The 15,299-nt window shown below is 69.2% G+C and carries 19 protein-coding genes; 10 read left to right on the top strand and 9 right to left on the bottom strand.

Annotation, left to right across the window (positions count from 1 at the left end; all coding sequences use genetic code 11):
* Window positions 1–156: 156 nt before the first annotated feature.
* Together ACZ7SW_RS14790 and ACZ7SW_RS14795 are read right to left on the bottom strand one after the other, a co-directional pair.
* Window positions 157–1,524 (bottom strand): DHA2 family efflux MFS transporter permease subunit, encoded by a 1,368-nt coding sequence (locus ACZ7SW_RS14790; protein ID WP_470230910.1) that lies wholly within the window; start codon window positions 1,522–1,524, stop codon window positions 157–159.
* The gene (locus tag ACZ7SW_RS14795; protein WP_470230911.1) at window positions 1,521–2,114 is read right to left on the bottom strand and encodes an NADPH-dependent FMN reductase; all 594 of its coding nucleotides are present in this window, start codon (window positions 2,112–2,114) and stop codon (window positions 1,521–1,523) included. Before ACZ7SW_RS14795 ends, ACZ7SW_RS14790 begins: the two co-directional genes overlap by 4 nt.
* A 65-nt stretch (window positions 2,115–2,179) precedes the next feature.
* Between ACZ7SW_RS14795 and ACZ7SW_RS14800 the strand changes: the two genes are divergently transcribed.
* Together ACZ7SW_RS14800 and ACZ7SW_RS14805 are read left to right on the top strand one after the other, a co-directional pair.
* A complete protein-coding gene (locus ACZ7SW_RS14800) occupies window positions 2,180–2,785 on the top strand; it encodes a TetR/AcrR family transcriptional regulator (protein ID WP_470230912.1) in 606 nt (201 codons plus the stop codon).
* 81 nt (window positions 2,786–2,866) lie between these two features.
* Window positions 2,867–3,268 (top strand): hypothetical protein, encoded by a 402-nt coding sequence (locus tag ACZ7SW_RS14805; protein WP_470230913.1) that lies wholly within the window; start codon window positions 2,867–2,869, stop codon window positions 3,266–3,268.
* Between the two features lie 98 nt (window positions 3,269–3,366).
* Here ACZ7SW_RS14805 and ACZ7SW_RS14810 read toward each other — a convergent pair whose 3' ends face one another.
* Both ACZ7SW_RS14810 and ACZ7SW_RS14815 read right to left on the bottom strand, forming a co-directional pair.
* Window positions 3,367–4,038 carry a peptidylprolyl isomerase gene (locus tag ACZ7SW_RS14810; RefSeq protein ID WP_470230914.1) on the bottom strand — a complete coding sequence of 224 codons (672 nt, stop codon included), beginning with the start codon at window positions 4,036–4,038 and terminating at the stop codon, window positions 3,367–3,369.
* A 42-nt stretch (window positions 4,039–4,080) separates the two neighbouring features.
* Window positions 4,081–4,335: a DUF2631 domain-containing protein gene (locus ACZ7SW_RS14815; RefSeq protein WP_452076898.1), complete on the bottom strand. Its 255-nt coding sequence runs from the start codon at window positions 4,333–4,335 to the stop codon at window positions 4,081–4,083.
* 93 nt (window positions 4,336–4,428) lie between these two features.
* On the opposite strand from ACZ7SW_RS14815, the gene dxr reads away from it, so the two are divergent.
* The 4 genes from dxr (at window position 4,429) to ispG (ending at window position 9,674) form a co-directional block, all read left to right on the top strand.
* Complete coding sequence (dxr, locus tag ACZ7SW_RS14820) at window positions 4,429–5,625, top strand: 1-deoxy-D-xylulose-5-phosphate reductoisomerase (protein WP_470230915.1); 1,197 nt, start codon at window positions 4,429–4,431, stop codon at window positions 5,623–5,625.
* A gap of 63 nt (window positions 5,626–5,688) precedes the next feature.
* Window positions 5,689–7,026, top strand: a complete 1,338-nt coding sequence (locus tag ACZ7SW_RS14825; RefSeq protein WP_470230916.1) for a flavin monoamine oxidase family protein — start codon at window positions 5,689–5,691, stop codon at window positions 7,024–7,026.
* A 175-nt stretch (window positions 7,027–7,201) separates the two neighbouring features.
* Complete coding sequence (locus ACZ7SW_RS14830) at window positions 7,202–8,404, top strand: M50 family metallopeptidase (protein ID WP_470230917.1); 1,203 nt, start codon at window positions 7,202–7,204, stop codon at window positions 8,402–8,404.
* Between the two features lie 118 nt (window positions 8,405–8,522).
* Entirely contained in the window at window positions 8,523–9,674 is a 1,152-nt protein-coding gene (ispG, locus tag ACZ7SW_RS14835; protein ID WP_337822568.1) for a flavodoxin-dependent (E)-4-hydroxy-3-methylbut-2-enyl-diphosphate synthase, read from the top strand.
* Between the two features lie 66 nt (window positions 9,675–9,740).
* Here ispG and ACZ7SW_RS14840 read toward each other — a convergent pair whose 3' ends face one another.
* Entirely contained in the window at window positions 9,741–10,211 is a 471-nt protein-coding gene (locus ACZ7SW_RS14840; RefSeq protein WP_470230918.1) for a nitroreductase/quinone reductase family protein, read from the bottom strand.
* An 89-nt stretch (window positions 10,212–10,300) separates the two neighbouring features.
* On the opposite strand from ACZ7SW_RS14840, the gene ACZ7SW_RS14845 reads away from it, so the two are divergent.
* Window positions 10,301–10,906 (top strand): TetR/AcrR family transcriptional regulator, encoded by a 606-nt coding sequence (locus ACZ7SW_RS14845; RefSeq protein WP_470230919.1) that lies wholly within the window; start codon window positions 10,301–10,303, stop codon window positions 10,904–10,906.
* Here the strand turns inward: ACZ7SW_RS14845 and ACZ7SW_RS14850 are convergent.
* Genes ACZ7SW_RS14850 through ACZ7SW_RS14860 form a run of 3 tightly spaced genes read right to left on the bottom strand, consistent with a single transcriptional unit; the run spans window position 10,903 to window position 12,485 of the window.
* A complete protein-coding gene (locus ACZ7SW_RS14850) occupies window positions 10,903–11,181 on the bottom strand; it encodes a hypothetical protein (protein WP_470230920.1) in 279 nt (92 codons plus the stop codon). The genes ACZ7SW_RS14845 and ACZ7SW_RS14850 overlap by 4 nt on opposite strands.
* A 7-nt stretch (window positions 11,182–11,188) precedes the next feature.
* Window positions 11,189–12,229 (bottom strand): DUF2891 domain-containing protein, encoded by a 1,041-nt coding sequence (locus tag ACZ7SW_RS14855; protein WP_470230921.1) that lies wholly within the window; start codon window positions 12,227–12,229, stop codon window positions 11,189–11,191.
* A 1-nt stretch (window position 12,230) separates the two neighbouring features.
* Window positions 12,231–12,485 carry a hypothetical protein gene (locus tag ACZ7SW_RS14860; RefSeq protein ID WP_470230922.1) on the bottom strand — a complete coding sequence of 85 codons (255 nt, stop codon included), beginning with the start codon at window positions 12,483–12,485 and terminating at the stop codon, window positions 12,231–12,233.
* A gap of 75 nt (window positions 12,486–12,560) precedes the next feature.
* Between ACZ7SW_RS14860 and ACZ7SW_RS14865 the strand changes: the two genes are divergently transcribed.
* Together ACZ7SW_RS14865 and ACZ7SW_RS14870 are read left to right on the top strand one after the other, a co-directional pair.
* Window positions 12,561–13,376: a helix-turn-helix domain-containing protein gene (locus tag ACZ7SW_RS14865; protein ID WP_470230923.1), complete on the top strand. Its 816-nt coding sequence runs from the start codon at window positions 12,561–12,563 to the stop codon at window positions 13,374–13,376.
* A 165-nt stretch (window positions 13,377–13,541) separates the two neighbouring features.
* Window positions 13,542–13,934, top strand: a complete 393-nt coding sequence (locus tag ACZ7SW_RS14870) for a VOC family protein (protein WP_470230924.1) — start codon at window positions 13,542–13,544, stop codon at window positions 13,932–13,934.
* Here the strand turns inward: ACZ7SW_RS14870 and ACZ7SW_RS14875 are convergent.
* Window positions 13,931–14,266: a cupin domain-containing protein gene (locus tag ACZ7SW_RS14875; RefSeq protein ID WP_470230925.1), complete on the bottom strand. Its 336-nt coding sequence runs from the start codon at window positions 14,264–14,266 to the stop codon at window positions 13,931–13,933. The genes ACZ7SW_RS14870 and ACZ7SW_RS14875 overlap by 4 nt on opposite strands.
* A 71-nt stretch (window positions 14,267–14,337) precedes the next feature.
* Here ACZ7SW_RS14875 and ACZ7SW_RS14880 point away from each other — a divergent pair, with 71 nt between their 5' ends.
* Window positions 14,338–15,273 (top strand): GlxA family transcriptional regulator, encoded by a 936-nt coding sequence (locus tag ACZ7SW_RS14880; RefSeq protein ID WP_470230926.1) that lies wholly within the window; start codon window positions 14,338–14,340, stop codon window positions 15,271–15,273.
* Window positions 15,274–15,299 lie beyond the last annotated feature (26 nt).

Raw genomic sequence — 15,299 nt, forward strand, 5'->3', positions numbered from 1 at the left:
GGATGTCTGGAAGGGCCGCGAGGGCGGTCGAGAACTCATTGCTGTCGGGCCAGGCCAGAACGCTTTGTCCGTCGAGGCGGCAATGTCCAGCGTGGTGAACACCGAAGCAGCGTGGTGAACATCGAAAACCCCGGCTTGATCCCGTCCATAGCCGCGTCAGCGTAGCGGCCGGGAAGCACGGGCCACCAGCCAAGCCGTCCCCAGCGCCCCCACCGCCCCGACGCCGATCGCGAGAAACCCCATCCGGAACGCCGCATCGACATCCGGCAACCGGCCAGCGATCAGCACCGCGAACACCGCGCCCCCAAGCGATCCGCCGACCCGCAGCAGGATGGTCACCTGCGCAGCCGCGTCCGGAAGCCGGGACGGGTCAACAGTCTTGTACGCCGCGATCCCCATCGGCATGCTCACCAACGCCACCGATGCCCCGAAACCCGCCAGCAGAATCTGCACGAGAACACCCGGTGCGTCCACCGGCAGGAACGCGAACGGCACCGTACTCACCACCGCCAGCACCGCACCCACCAACGCGACCGGCGCGGCTCCGTACCGGTCCACCGCCCGTCCAGTCACCGGCGCGATCGCCGCCGTGGCACCGGCGAAGCCGAGCAAACTCAGGCCAGTGCCAACGAAATCCAGGTGCCGACCCAGCTGGAAGTACAGCGTCACGACGATCCCGCTGCCGAAGATCAGCGCACCGTTGAAAGCAGCGGCCAGACTCGCCGCGCGGTAAAGCCGGTTGCGGTACAAGGAAAAGTCCAGCAGTGGACGCGGATGCCGACGACACCGCAGAACGAACCACGTCAGCAAAGCCAGGCCCGGCAACAGGATCGGCCATTCAAGCCGTCCGGTGTCGCCCCAGGTGGTCACGGTGTAGAGAACCAGGGGCAGCCCAGCGGCGATCAGTGCCAGGCCGAGGAAGTCGATCCGGCCGGTGGTCGCAGGGGTGCCGCGGGGCACGTATCGAAGGCCGAGAACCAGGCCGACCGCCCCGATCGGCAGGTTGATCGCGAACAGCCACGGCCACGAAAGTCCCTGCAGGATCAGCCCTCCGGCGAGCGGGCCGAGCGCGGGCGCGACGCTCACCGCGATCCCGAGCGTCGCCATCACCCGGCCAAGCCGCGCAGCGCCGACCTGTTGCCCCAGAACGGTTTGCCCGGCCGGGATCAGGATGCCGCCCGCCAAGCCCTGCAGGAACCGGAAAGCGATGAGCAGCGCGACATCTGGGGCGACCGCGCACAACCCGGACGTCACGGTGAACGCGGCCAGCGCGACCAGCCACACCCGGCCAGCGCCGAATCGCCGCGCCAGCCAACCGGTCAACGGGAGAGACAGGGCGAGCGCGAGCAGGTAGCCGCTCGCGACCCATTGTGTCACCGAGAGATCCGCGCCCAGATCGCTGCTGATCGAATCGAGGCCGATCGTCACCACGGACGCGTCGAGTCCGCTCGCGAACGCGCCGAACACGATGATCCAGCAGATCCGCCACGTCGCGCGGTCGATGGGGGCGGCGACGGTGGTCACGGCGAGACCCGCAGGGTGCGCAGCACGGTCGACCAGTCGACAAGTTCGTCGAGCATCCGCGTCAGGATGCCTTCGTGGTGCTCGGCGGGGGCGAAGGTGCCGGGCTCGGCCATGTCCGGAATAGCGAAGTCGGTGAACAAGCCCAGTGCGACCTGGGAGCGCACACAGGCGACTTTCACCTCGGCGAGCGTGAGCCGCAGGTGCTCCACCGCCCGCGTGCCGCCGTTGGTTCCGTAGCTGACGAAACCGGCGGCTTTGTCGGCCCACTCGGAAAACAGGAAGTCGATGGCGTTCTTGAGCGCCGCGGGCATGGAGTGGTTGTACTCGGGGGTCACGAAAACGAAGCCGTCGAAGCCGTCGATCAGTTCTGCCCAGCGTTGCGTGTGCTCATTGCGGTAGCCGCCGATCGCGGCGGGCATCGGTTCGTCCAGGAACGGCAGCTCGATCTCGGCGAGGTCGAGCACCCGCACCTCGGCCCGGTCGCCGAGGAAGGCGGCGGCGCGAGCGCGGGTCCATTCGGCGACCTGCGTCGCCCGGCGGCCGGGGCGGGTGCTTCCGGAGATGACGGCGATGCGAAGCGAAGAAGTCATGCCCCGAATGTACAACGCTCGTTGTAGTTTTTGCAACGGCCGTTGTACTTCGGCATACTGAGCCGGTGCGGACGGACAAACAACGTGCTCTGCTCGACGGCGCCCTGCGGGTTTTCGCCCGGGACGGCTACTCGCGCGCCAGCATCGACGTGCTCGCGGCGGAGGCCGGTGTCTCGTCGCGGACGATCTACAACCACTACGGCGACAAGGCCGGACTGTTCCGCGCGGTGATCCTGGACAGCTCGGACCGGGTGGCGCGGCGCCAGATCGCGGTCGCCGACAAGCTGCTCGGCCGGATCGCCGACCTGGAGGCCGATCTCGTCGAGTTCGGCCTCCAGTGGGCGAAACGCGATCCGGAAACCGAACCGCACTGGGCGCTGGTGCGCCAGATCCAAGCCGACCTGGACCACATCGCCCCGGAGACGGTCACGGCGTGGAAGGACCGCGGCCCGACCCGCGTACGGCAGGCACTGGCCGGGCATCTGCGCCGGCTGGCCGCGGAAGGCCACTTCGAGCTGGATGATCCGTCGCTGGCCGCGGTGCACCTCGTGCAGCTCACCGCGGGCAGCGCCGCCGCGGCCGAACCGGGGGAGGACTGGGAAGCGCTGGTTCGGTCCGGCGTCGGTGTTTTCCTGCGCGCTTACGCGCCGGGAATCACCAGCCGAAGCTGACCGAGTGGATCTTCACCGGGCGCTTGGGCGCGCCGTCGACCGGGCCGTTCGGATAGTCGGCCATGACGTGGGAGCACTGCCTTGAACTCGGATTTCAGGAAGTTCGACGAATTCGTGCGCGCGACCAAACCCGGAGGCCGGAGCGACCGCAGTTTCTTGGCGGAAACTCCCCGCGTCGAAGAGTTGATCACTCGTGGGCTGCGGGAAAATCTCGCCCGCTCCGACTGGCGATGGTTCCAGACCTATCTTTCTCTGGCCGGAAATCGCCCCTCGGCCCAGTATGTTCCGGTGTTCGCCGAGGCATTGGATCTGCGTGACGGGGGTGTCAATCCGGGGGACGTGCTCGCCTATCTGCTTGACATCAGGGATCCTTCGTCAGTGCCCGCGATGGAACGCGCATTGATCGAGTCGGTGCGTGACGACGACAGGGAGCGTGTCCGCGAGATCGCGAGGAGTGCTCTGGCTGAGCGCGCGAACGGCTGACCGGCGTCGAAACGGCGAAACAGCGGAACGGCGGAACGCGGAAATCATCGCGTACCGCCGTTCCGGCTGCTCGGCGAACAAAGTCCGCCAAAGAACGCTCAAACCCCGAACGTGACTCGTTCGATCTTGACCGGCTTGGCCGGGAGGCCGTCGAGCGGGCCGCGTTCGCTCGGGATGATCCCGGCCGCCACGATCCGGTCCAGTACGTCCATGCCGCGCACCACCTTGCCGAGCACCGAGTAGTTCGCCGGGATGTGCGCGAACGAGTGCACGATGAAGAACTCCGACCCGTTGGTGCCCGGGCCCTGGTTGCCCATCGCGACAGTGCCGCGCTCGTAGGTCTCCTTGCCGCTGACCTCGTCCGGGAATTTGTAGCCGGGGCCGCCCTTTTCGACCTCGTAGATGTCGCCGCACTGCAGGACGCCGAGGCGCGCGGAGTTCGTCAGCCGCCAGCACTGCGAGCGGTCGTAGAAGTGCTGCAGCACCAGGCTCGCCATGTTCGCGACGGCGCACGGGGCCGCTCCGCCGCTGTTGAGGCGGACGGTGACCGGGCCGTAGTTGTAGTGGAAGGTGACGTCGATCGTCCCGCGGGTGAGCGCGAACGGCAGCGGGCGCAGCACGGGACGCGCGGCCGGGTTCTCCGGCGTCGGCGTGAAGGTGCATTTCACTACCGGCGGCTTCCCCGAAGGGGCAGCGCTGGCCGGGGCCGCGGTGCACAGGGAAAGACCGGTGATGACGGCGGCGGCGAGCGCGGCCCAGCGTGGCTTCATGGGCCCGGAAACTAGCGAATCCGGGGCCGCCGGCGCCAGGGCTTACTTGCGCCAGGCGGTGCGGCTCTTGCGCAGGTCGAGCAGCAGGAGCAGGACGATGAACGCCGACAGCCCGACGAGCCACACGTTCTCGGTGTTGTTCTCGTGGTTGCCCTTGATCATCACCAGCAGGATGGCCGCGGACACCCAGCCCGCGATGCGGGTGGCCTTCGGGAACGAGCCGTGCCAGCCCCACTCCGCCGACGGCTCGTCGCGCGGGTCGACCTCGGGGCGCTTCTCGACCGCCTTGCCTGCCACGACCACTCCTTCAAACCGCCTGACATTGTGCCCTCGAATGATCCCACACCGCTGGCCGCCGCGCGGACACGACCCGGGCCATAATGCTTGCTGATGACTACTTCGCGAAGCGTCCTCGTGCTGGGTTCCACCGGGTCGATCGGGACCCAGGCGCTCGACGTCGCCGCACGTAACCCGCATTTGTTCACGATCGCCGGCCTCGCCGCCGGGGGTTCCGACCCGGCGTTGCTCGCCGAGCAAGCGATCGCCCACGAAGTAGCGGCCATCGCCGTGACGAAGCCCACGGCGGTCGAAGACGTACAGCTCGCGCTGTACGCCGAGGCGCAGCGCCGGGGATACGACAAGGGCGAGTTCCGCCTCCCGCGCATCCTCGCCGGTGCCGACGCGGTGGCCGAGCTGATCGAATCGGTGCCGGTCGACGTGGTGCTCAACGGGGTGCCCGGTTCGCAGGGCCTCGACCCGACGCTGCGCGCGCTGGCCACCGGCGCGACGCTCGCGCTGGCCAACAAGGAATCCCTCATCGCGGGCGGACCGCTGGTGCTCGCCGCGGCGAAGCCGGGACAGCTGGTGCCGGTCGACTCCGAGCATTCCGCGATGGCGCAAGCGCTGCGGTCCGGGGAGGACAACGAGGTCGCGCGGCTCGTGCTCACCGCGTCCGGCGGTCCGTTCCGCGGCCGGAAGCGCGCGGACCTCGGCGAGGTCACCGTCGAGCAGGCGATGGCGCATCCGACCTGGTCGATGGGCCCGCTGATCACCATCAACTCGGCGACGCTCGTCAACAAGGGCCTGGAGCTGATCGAGGCGTCGATGCTGTTCGGCGTCGAACCCGCGCGGATCGACGTGACGGTGCATCCGCAGTCCATCGTGCACTCGATGGTCACCTTCGCCGACGGCTCCACCATCGCCCAGGCGAGCCCGCCGGACATGCGGCTGCCGATCGCGCTGGCGCTGAACTGGCCGCACCGCGTGCCCGGCGCGGCCGCCGCGTGCTCCTGGGACACCGCGGCGAGCTGGACCTTCGAACCGGTCGACAACGAGGCGTTCCCGGCCGTCGAACTGGCTCGCGAAGCGGGTACCGCTGGTGGCTGCCTGCCCGCGGTCTACAACGCGGCGAACGAGGAATCGGTGGCCGCGTTCCTGTCCGGGAAGGCCGGATTCCTGTCGATTGTGGACACCGTCTCGCAGGTGGTCTCCGACGCGGACGAATGGCGGCGCGAACCCCGCGACGTCGCGGACGTGCTGGCCGCCGAGCAGTGGGCCCGCACCCGGGCCGCCGAACTCCTGGGGTGAGCGCGGTCCCCCGTTCGGGGAAGTTCGCGCGCGGTTCCCGGCGATCCGGCCGATCCTGGCGGCATGACGAGCTACGGCGAGGTCGATGTCGCGGTGGTCGGAGCGGGATTCGCCGGGCTGAGCGCGGCGGAAGCGCTGACGGACGCGGGACTGTCGGTGCGCGTGCTGGAGGCGCGGCCGAGGGTCGGCGGCCGGGTGCTCACCCGGTACCTGCCGGACGGCACCCAGCTTGACCTGGGCGGCCAGTGGATCGGCCCTTCCCAATCCCGCATCATGGCGCTGGTCGAGCGGTACGACGTCGGCTTCTATCCCACTCCCGGGCAAGGGGAGATGGTGGTCGAGTACGGCGGGCAGCGGGTGCCGGACACCCCGCCGGAAGCTGCTGCGGTGCTGACCGAACTGGACGCGCTGGCGCGGGAAATCGTCGTCGAGGAGCCGTGGACGAGCCCGCGCGCCGCGGAATGGGACCAGTGCACGTTCGCGTCCTGGCTCGCCGCGAAAGACTTGCCGCAGGCGGCTTTCCGGTTCCTCGACCGCGTAGTGTCCGGCGGCCTGCTCGCCGGCAGCGCGGCGGAGACGTCCTTGCTGGAGACGCTGTTCTACCTCGCCAGCGCTGGTGGCGTGGAGCCGTTGCTCGGGTACGAGGGCGGGGCACAGGACAGCCGGATCGTCGGGGGAGCGCAGCGGATCGCCGAACAGATGGCCGCCGCGCTTCCGCCGGGCACGCTGCGGCTCGGCGACCCGGTGACGGCGATCGAGTACGACGACCGCGCGGCGCGCGTGCACACCCGCGCCACCTGCTGGCAGGCCGCCCGGGTGGTCGTCGCGATCCCGCCGTCGGTCGCCGGGCGGGTGCGCTACGACCCGCCGCTTCCCGCGCTCCGGGAAGGGGCCTTCCAGCGGATGCCCGCCGGCACCGCGCTGAAGGTCCACGCGATCTACGCCGAACCGTTCTGGCACGAGGCCGGGCTTTCCGGCGTCGCCCGCTCGACCGACGGCGTCCTCACCGAGACCGTCGACAACACCCCGCCCGGCTCGCCCCGGGCCGTGCTGACGGGTTTCGTGTACGGCGCGGACGCCGTCGCGTTGCGGCGCGAGCGTCCCGAGGTGCGCCGCCGTCTGGTGCTCGACCACCTCGCCGCGCTCTTCGGCCCGCGGGCCGGGGAAGTCCAGGACTTCGTGGAGTTCGACTGGCTCGGCGAGGAATGGACGAGGGGCTGCTTCTCCGGGCATTTCGCCCCCGGCGCGTGGACCGCTTTCGGCCCGGTGCTGCGGCAGCCGGTGGGGCCGGTGCACTGGGCGGGCACCGAGACGGCGACGCGCTGGAACGGCTACTTCGACGGCGCGGTCGAGTCCGGACAGCGGGCCGCCGCGGAAATCATCCCGGACCTGGCAAGCTGAGCGCGACCGGTGCGCGAAGCCGCGCCGGTCGATGCAACACTGGTTTCACGCTGGCGGCGGATACTCGAACCCGTAACTTGTCGGGTGGTCTCACCGCTTGCGGAAGCCGTGGAAGACGACGAAACCTGCCGCCACCGCATCGCGGGTCGCGGCTGAGGGGTGAGGTGCAGGGCCCGTGCTTGCCTATGTGATCGGCGTGGTGCTCTTCGCGCTCGCGATCTGTGTTTCGGTCGCGTTGCACGAAGCGGGCCACATGGTCACCGCCCGGATGTTCGGGATGCGGGTCCGCCGGTACTTCGTCGGCTTCGGGCCGACGGTGTTCTCGTTCCGGCGCGGCGAGACCGAGTACGGCCTCAAGGCGATCCCGCTCGGCGGCTTCTGCGACATCGCCGGCATGACCGCGCTCGACGAGGTCACCCCGGAAGAGGCGCCGCGCGCGATGTGGCGGTTCAAGGCCTGGAAGCGGACCGTCGTGATGTCGGCCGGTTCCATCACGCACTTCCTGCTCGGCTTCATCGTGCTGTTCGCCATGGCCGCGACCATGGGCCTGCCGAACGTGGACCAGAAGCCGATCGTCTCGACCATCTCCGACTGCGTGCGCGGCGGCGCCACGGTCGACCAGGTCAACAACCCGGTCTGCCAGCCCGGCGACCCGGCCCCGGCGAAGAAGGCGGGCCTGCTGCCCGGCGACGTCGTGGTCTCGGTGGCCGGCAAGCCGACCCCGACCTGGACCGAGATGGTGACCCAGGTCAAGGCGGTCTCCGGGCCGGTCCCGGTGGTCGTGGAGCGCGGCGGGACGCAGCAGACGTTCGTCGTCGACGTGCCGAAGGTGACCCGGCCCGCGGCGAACGGCGGCACCGAATCGGTGGGCGCGGTCGGCGTCGGCGTCGCGCGGAGCATCCAGTACAGCGTGGGCGGCGCGTTCGGCGGCGCGGCGTCGTTCACCGGCGACATGTTCGCCCGCACCTGGGACGGGCTGATGGCCTTCCCGAAGCGCATCCCGGCGGTCTTCAACTCGATCTTCGGCGGCGAGCGCGACCCGGACACCCCGGTCAGCGTCGTCGGCGCGAGCAGGCTCGGCGGCGAGGCGGTCGAGGCCGGGCTGTGGCAGGTCTTCCTGCTGCTGCTGGCCAGCCTGAACTTCTTCATCGGCGTGTTCAACCTGCTGCCGCTGCTGCCGATGGACGGCGGGCACATCGCGATCGTCTGGTACGAGCGCGTCCGCGACTGGCTGCGCGGCCTGCGCGGCAAACCCGCGGGCGGCCCGGTCGACTACACGAAGCTGTCCGCGATCACGATGGTGTTAGTGGTGATCGGCGGCGGCGTCACGCTGCTCACGGTGACGGCCGACATCGTCAATCCGATCCGCCTGCAGTAACCGCGCGCACCGGCCGGGTCACGAGTGCGTCCCCGGCCGCCCGACCGGGGGTAACGCTGCTCACCGCCTCGGCTGACTTCGTTGAAACGTGCCCGGGTGGGGTGGGTACGCTGGAAGCGTGACCGTCGCGTTAGGTATGCCCGCTCTGCCCCCGCCCGTCCTCGCCGAGCGTCGCAAGACCCGCCAGCTGATGGTGGGGTCGGTGGGTGTCGGCAGCGACCACCCGATCTCGGTGCAGTCGATGACCACGACGCTGACCTCCGACGTCAACGCCACCCTGCAGCAGATCGCCGAGCTGACCGCGGCGGGCTGCGACATCGTGCGCGTGGCGTGCCCGTCGGCCGACGACGCCGAGGCGCTGCCCGCGATCGCGAAGAAGTCGCAGATCCCGGTGATCGCCGACATCCACTTCCAGCCCAAGTACGTGTTCGCCGCGATCGAGGCCGGTTGTGCCGCGGTCCGGGTGAACCCGGGCAACATCCGCAAGTTCGACGACCAGGTCAAGGAAATCGCCCAGGCGGCGAAGGACCACGGCACGCCGATCCGGATCGGTGTCAACGCCGGGTCGCTCGACAAGCGGCTGCTCGAGAAGTACGGCAAGGCCACCCCGGAAGCGCTCGCCGAATCGGCGATGTGGGAGGCGTCGCTGTTCGCCGAGCACGATTTCCACGACATCAAGATCTCGGTGAAGCACAACGACCCGGTCGTGATGGTGCGCGCCTACGAGATCCTCGCCGAGCAGTGCGACTACCCGCTGCATCTCGGCGTCACCGAGGCCGGGCCCGCGTTCCAGGGCACGATCAAGTCCGCTGTCGCGTTCGGCGCGCTGCTGCGCCAGGGCATCGGCGACACGATCCGGGTGTCGCTGTCCGCGCCGCCGGTGGAGGAGGTCAAGGTCGGCACGCAGATCCTGCAGTCGCTGAACCTGCGGCCGCGGAAGCTGGAGATCGTGTCGTGCCCGTCGTGCGGGCGCGCGCAGGTGGACGTGTACACGCTCGCCGACCAGGTCACCGCCGGGCTGGAGGGGATGGAGATCCCGCTGCGCGTCGCGGTGATGGGCTGCGTGGTGAACGGTCCCGGCGAAGCGCGCGAGGCCGACCTGGGTGTCGCGTCCGGCAACGGCAAGGGCCAGATCTTCGTGAAGGGCGAGGTCATCAAGACCGTGCCGGAGCACGCGATCGTGGAGACCCTGATCGAAGAGGCCATGCGGATCGCCGAGGAATCCGGCGAGAGCATCGGCGAGGGCGCGCCGAGCGTCACCGTCGGCTGAGTTTCCCCGGTCCGTGAGGGGAACCCTGAGGGAATCAGATTCCCTCAGGGTTCCCCTCACGGCTTTTCAGACGCGTTCCAGGAGGACGACGGGGATCTGTCGCTGGGAAGCGGCCTCGAACTCGGCGAACTTCGGGACCAGCGCGATCTGTTCCGCCCAGATCGCGGCGTGCTCCTCCCCGGCGGTCAGCCGCGCTTCGACCGGGATTTCTTCCTCGCCGGCCTCGACGACGGTCCGCGGATTCGCCATGAGATTGCGATACCACGCCGGATCGCGCGGACTGCCGCCGTGCGTCCCGAAGACGGCCCAGTTGTCGCCGACCTGCTGGTAGAACAGCGGGCTGATCCGCGCTTTGCCGGTTTTCGCCCCGACGTGGTGCACGAGAATCAGCGGCATCCCCTTTTCCGGAAACCCCGGCATATGCGGCGGCACCGGGCGGCCCGCGGCGAATTCCTCCGGACTGCTCCAGGCGACATATCCGGCGTTCTCCCGGAACTCGGCGAGGATCCGGGTGTTCCAGTCGACGAGGATGGGCACGGCATCTCCTTCACTAGGCGGAGCACTTGCTCCGAAAAGTAGCACACTAGGAGGAGCAGGTGCTCCGGATAAGCGAGTATGCTCGGTGCATGGCCGTGGCTGAACCGCACACCCCCGTCCGCCGTCGCGCCCCGCGCGCGGACGCGATCCGCAACCGGGAAGCGATCGTCGAAGCCGCCGCCGAGGTGATGGCGGAGCAGGGAGCCGCGGTCGACGTCCGCGAGATCGCCCGGCGCAGCGGGGTCGGCATGGGGACGCTGTACCGGCACTTTCCGAAGAAGGAAGACCTCGTCCGGACGGTCCTGGACCAGGACTTCTCCCGGTGGGCCGAGGCGGCGCACCAGGCCGCGATCGAAGCGGAGGACCCGTGGGCGGCGCTGACTGATTTCTATCGGCAGGCGTTGTCCGGCTGCGCGCGGCACCGCGCGATCATGGAGAGCTTCGCGCTGACGTGGACGGACCCCGATCCGGCGGGGATTCCACGGCTTCGCGCGGTTCTGGAGGAGCTGCGGGCTCGGGCGGCGGAGTTGTTGCGTCCTGGGGTCACTACGGATGATTTGGTGCTGTTGCTGATTTCTTTGGGGTATGCGGCGCAGTTCACCGATGAGTGCCGTCCGCACATGTGGAACCGGTTGCTGCGGGTTTCGCTGGACGGGTTGCGGGCGGGGCACGGGGAGCTGTTGCCGGAGAGCTAGTCACCTCCGCCGGGGGTGATGGTGAGCCCGTGGTGCGGATCCGGCACGGCGTCGAGCGCTCCTTTTACTGCGGGCTGGTCGCAGAATTCGTCGCGGATGGCCTCGGTCTTGAAGGCGATCTCGAAGACGACGCCGTGTTCATGCGTCCGCCACGACCATCGCACGGCGTGGTCGATGATCGCGGTTTTGAGCAACGCGTCGGAGTAGGTGCAGCGCCAGGCGCTCGCCGGGGCTTCTCCGTCGAGCACTTCGATGTGCAACCAGGGATCCGACACTGTGCCGCTATTCGGCGTCGCGCAGCAGAAGTAGCGCGTAGTAGGCCAGAAAATGCTCCACAGCATACGGCCCCTCGGTCACCTGCGGCAACGACGCATCCGCATGCTCCCGAGAAGCCGCCTCGACAGCGGCAACCCGGCCGTCCCCCTCCGGCAACGCCGCCGCGATCCGCCGCCAGCACCACGCGCGATGGAGATTGAGCCCGTGCAGATGGGCGATCAACCCGTCGGAAGCATCGCTCACCACCGCTGGAGTGAAGAGCGCCGCCGGGTTCCGGTCGGCGATCCCGGGCAGGAAACCCTCCAGCCAGGCCCCGAAATCCGCGGCGGGCATCAGGCGGCTCATCAGCTCAGCCTCCGCCAGCGCGGGGGCGAGGAAATCCGCTCCGGACGGCTCCCAGGCACCGGGGTAATCCCGGTCCGGGCCGAACCAGCGCCAGGCCGTTTCGGTGATCACCTCCCGCAGCCGCGGTTCACCCCGGGACGCCAGGTAGCCGGCGTACGGCAGCGCGCGAGAGAGCCCGAACGCGCCGTTCTCGTGCAGGCCGTAGCGGATCGGGTAGGTGACCTTCGGCAGCCAGTCGAGGAAGCGGATCACGAAAAGCCTGCTCAACGGCTGGAGCGCGGCGGACCAGCGCGCGGCGTCAGGGTCGTCCCAGGTGGCGGTTTCCATCGTCAGTGCCAGCAGGATCGACCAGCCATACGGGCGTTGCGTCGTGCGGTGATGCTCGGGCGCGAAGTAGGCGGCTTCGGCGGCCAACGCGGGTTCGGTCAGGTGCGCATTCAACACGGCGCGGATCTCGTCGGCCGGGACTAGGGACGGGTACCGGCGCAGGAGGTGTGCCAGCACCCAGAACATTTCGACGCACGAATGCCAGTCGAAGCTGCCGTAGAAGCACGGATGCAGCTCGCGGATCGCCGGAACCGGAGCGTCGTCGAGGCGCCAGTGGCTCTCGTAGTGCGGATACTCGCGCACGACGTTGGTCAGCGCGACCGAGGCGAACTCACCGGCGTGCGCGGCCAGAGACTGGGCTCTCCATCGGGCCACGTCAGCCGCGCAGGTGATGTTGCGCGGCTTCGCGGATCTGCAGCCGCACGTTTTCCAGCGCGGCCGCGACCTCGTCGATCTGCCGGATCGCGATCTGCACCGACCCCTGGATCGCCGTCGCGGAGCCGGTTTCGCCGAGCAGGCCGAGCACCTGGGCCTGCAGATCTACCAGCTCGTCCTTCGTGGCGAGGGCGATTCCGGTCGGCACCTGGTCGGCCAGCAGTTCGAGCTGCTGCGCCTGTTCCTGGATCGTCATCGGGCTTCTCCTCATCGTGGGGACCGCTCTCCCGTGGTAGCAGAATTCGCCCGCCTCCGGGGCTAGCCTGGTCACGTGAGTCACAGCTGGGCCGCCCGTCCGCCGCATCCGGCGCTGCGGGGCCTGGTCACGCGCTACGTCGGCTACGCACAGGAGAACGTCACCCTCGAAGTGCACCGCGGGCTGCCGTCGCGGCACATCACGCTGGTGATCAGCCTCGAAGAGCCGATCCGGTACGCCGGGCTGGACGGAGCCGGAGTGCTGCAGAGCGTCGTCGGCGGCCTGCACACCGAACCCGCGCTGATCACGCAGGACCGGGTGCAGCGAGGCGTTCAGCTGGAGCTGGATCCGCTGGGCGCGCGGACGCTGCTGGGCGTCACGTCCGCGGAGCTGACCGGCCGGGTGACCGACCTGGCCGACTTCGGCGGCGACCTCGCCCAGCTGCCGGACCGGCTGGCCTCGGCGAAGGACTGGCGTACCCGGTTCGAGATCCTCGACGAGGTGCTGGCCGCGCGGGCGATCGAACCCGCCAAGCAGCCGCCGGAGCTGGACCGCGCGTGGCACGAGCTGCGCCGCAGCGGCGGGTTGCTGCGCGTCGGAGATCTGGCGACCGAGGTCGGCTGGAGCCGCCGGCATCTGGGGGAGCGGTTCCGCGCCGAGCTGGGACTGGCCCCGAAGCAAGCGGCGCGCGTGCTGCGGTTCGAGCACGCGGTTCGGTTGTTGCGTGCTGGGCATCGTGATCTGGCCGGGATTGCTTACGCGGCAGGGTATTACGACCAGGCGCACTTCTCGAACGAGTGGCGCGCGCTGGCGGGCTGCTCGCCGCGGACGTGGATGGCGGAGGAGCTTCCGGCGCTGGGGTATCAGGGCGACGACGACGATCCCGTTTGAGCGACTCCGTGTCCTGGCCAGTCGTCCGCGCCAGGTTGTCGGACGAATCTGAACGGCCCACCCTTCTGACAGCGTCGGGGTGGGCAGCTGCGGCATCGCCTTCTCAACGTCGCAGCTCCCGTTTCTCCAAGACGAGACCACAACCCCCGCCGCAGAATCGTTGGCATGACACCACAGCCGACAGTCTGGCCCGCTTTCCGCTACAACGACGCTCGAGGCGCGATCCGTTTCCTCACCGACGTCCTCGGCTTCGAGGAAGCCCTCGTGGTACCCGGCGAGAACGGCGTAACGCACGCTGAACTGCGCTGGCCGGAAGGCGGCGCCGTGATGCTGGGCAGCTGCGGCGGCCCCGCCGACGGCGTGCACGACGAGATGAAACCCGGTGCCAGCGCCGTGTACGTGGTCTCGGATCGTGTGGACGAGATCTACGCCCGCGTGCGCGAAGCCGGTGCCGAGATCAGCTTGGAGCTGCACGACACCGACTACGGCTCGCACACGTTCACCGTCCGCGATCCTGAAGGGAATGCTTGGACGGTCGGGAGTTATCGGGGCGCTTAGCCCTCGGGGTAGAAGACGAACAGAGTGCAGCCGGTCGCCGTCGCGGGGACGTGCCATGAGCCGGCGGGGGCGTGGATGAACGTGCCGGCCGGGTAGTCGCGGGCGCCGTCGTTGAAGACGCCGGAGACGACGAAGACCTCTTCGGAACCGGGCTCGTGCACGTCGCGGTCGGGCCACGTGCTGCCGGGGTCGAACTCGACGACGTTGGCGTGCGCGCCGTTTTCGCCCTTCCACAGCGGGCGGAGGCGGATGCCGGGGAACAGGTCCTTCACCGGGGCTTCGTCGACCGGGACCGAGGTGTAGCCCGGCTGGGCAAGGATTTCGGGGTGCATGGGTCCCAGCTTGGCTTCCCCGGCGCACGCGGGACAGTGTCAGGAAAGACGTCATAGGGTATTTTCTTGCCATGCATCGCGTGGTGGCTCTCGTCCAGCCGGTGCAGTCGACGTTCGAGCTCGGCTGCGGCGTGGAGGTGTTCGGCACGACCCGGGACGGGGTGCCGCAGCACTACGAATTCGAGGTCTGCACCGAGCATCCCGGCCCGGTGCCGACCACGGCCGGATACGAAATCCACGTCTCCAGCGGGCTTTCGGCGCTGTCCAAAGCGGACACAGTGCTGATCCCGGGGTGGACGCCCGTCGAAACGCCGCTTTCGCCGAAGGTGCGGCGGGCGTTGCTGCGCGCGCACGAACGAGGCGCGCGGCTGGTCACGATCTGCTCGGGTTCCTTCGCGCTGGCCCAGACCGGGCTGCTGAACGGAAGAAAGGCGACGACGCACTGGGCGAGGATCGAGCAGCTACAATGGGATTTCCCGGAACTGCAAGTGGAACCGGACGTGCTTTACGTGGATCACGGCGATGTCGCCACGAGCGCTGGCGCGGGAGCGGGCATCGACTTGTGCCTGCATCTGGTCCGGCGCGACCACGGGGCGGCGCACGCGGCGCTCATCTCGCGGCACATGGTGATGCCGACGCATCGCGAGGGCGGGCAGGTGCAGTACGTGCCGCGGCAAGCATCCACGGATGCGCTGGACGGGCTGCTCGACTGGGCGGGAGAACGCTTGGGCACGCCGTTGTCGGTCGAGGATTTGGCTGCCCGCTTGAGGATTTCCCCGCGGACGCTCGCCCGCCGCTTCGCGGATCAGCTCGGGACGAGCCCGGGTGCGTGGCTGCTGTCCCGTCGGGTGGCGGAGGCGCGGCGGCTGCTGGAAGAGACGGACCTGCCGGTGGAGGCGATCGCGGCGCGGGTCGGCCTGGTGTCGGCGGTGAACTTGAGACGCCGGTTCCGGGCGCAGGTGGGAACGACTCCGGGGGCGTATCGAAGAGCCTTCCGAATAGGGTGATCGGCGCGTACCGGCAGGGAGGTCCG

It is taken from the genome of Amycolatopsis sp. NPDC114484 (assembly GCF_055633755.1).

Excerpts from the sequence above, each read along its gene's own strand:
- ACZ7SW_RS14860 (WP_470230922.1), bottom strand. The coding sequence starts at position 12,485 with ATGACGATCCAGGAACAGGCGCAGCAGCTCGAACTGCTGGCCGACCAG.
- ACZ7SW_RS14810 (WP_470230914.1), bottom strand. The coding sequence starts at position 4,038 with ATGAAGCCACGCTGGGCCGCGCTCGCCGCCGCCGTCATCACCGGTCTT.
- ACZ7SW_RS14875 (WP_470230925.1), bottom strand. The coding sequence starts at position 14,266 with ATGCACCCCGAAATCCTTGCCCAGCCGGGCTACACCTCGGTCCCGGTC.
- ACZ7SW_RS14880 (WP_470230926.1), top strand. The coding sequence starts at position 14,338 with ATGCATCGCGTGGTGGCTCTCGTCCAGCCGGTGCAGTCGACGTTCGAG.
- ACZ7SW_RS14795 (WP_470230911.1), bottom strand. The coding sequence starts at position 2,114 with ATGACTTCTTCGCTTCGCATCGCCGTCATCTCCGGAAGCACCCGCCCC.
- ACZ7SW_RS14825 (WP_470230916.1), top strand. The coding sequence starts at position 5,689 with ATGACGAGCTACGGCGAGGTCGATGTCGCGGTGGTCGGAGCGGGATTC.
- ACZ7SW_RS14845 (WP_470230919.1), top strand. The coding sequence starts at position 10,301 with ATGGCCGTGGCTGAACCGCACACCCCCGTCCGCCGTCGCGCCCCGCGC.
- ACZ7SW_RS14870 (WP_470230924.1), top strand. The coding sequence starts at position 13,542 with ATGACACCACAGCCGACAGTCTGGCCCGCTTTCCGCTACAACGACGCT.
- dxr (WP_470230915.1), top strand. The coding sequence starts at position 4,429 with ATGACTACTTCGCGAAGCGTCCTCGTGCTGGGTTCCACCGGGTCGATC.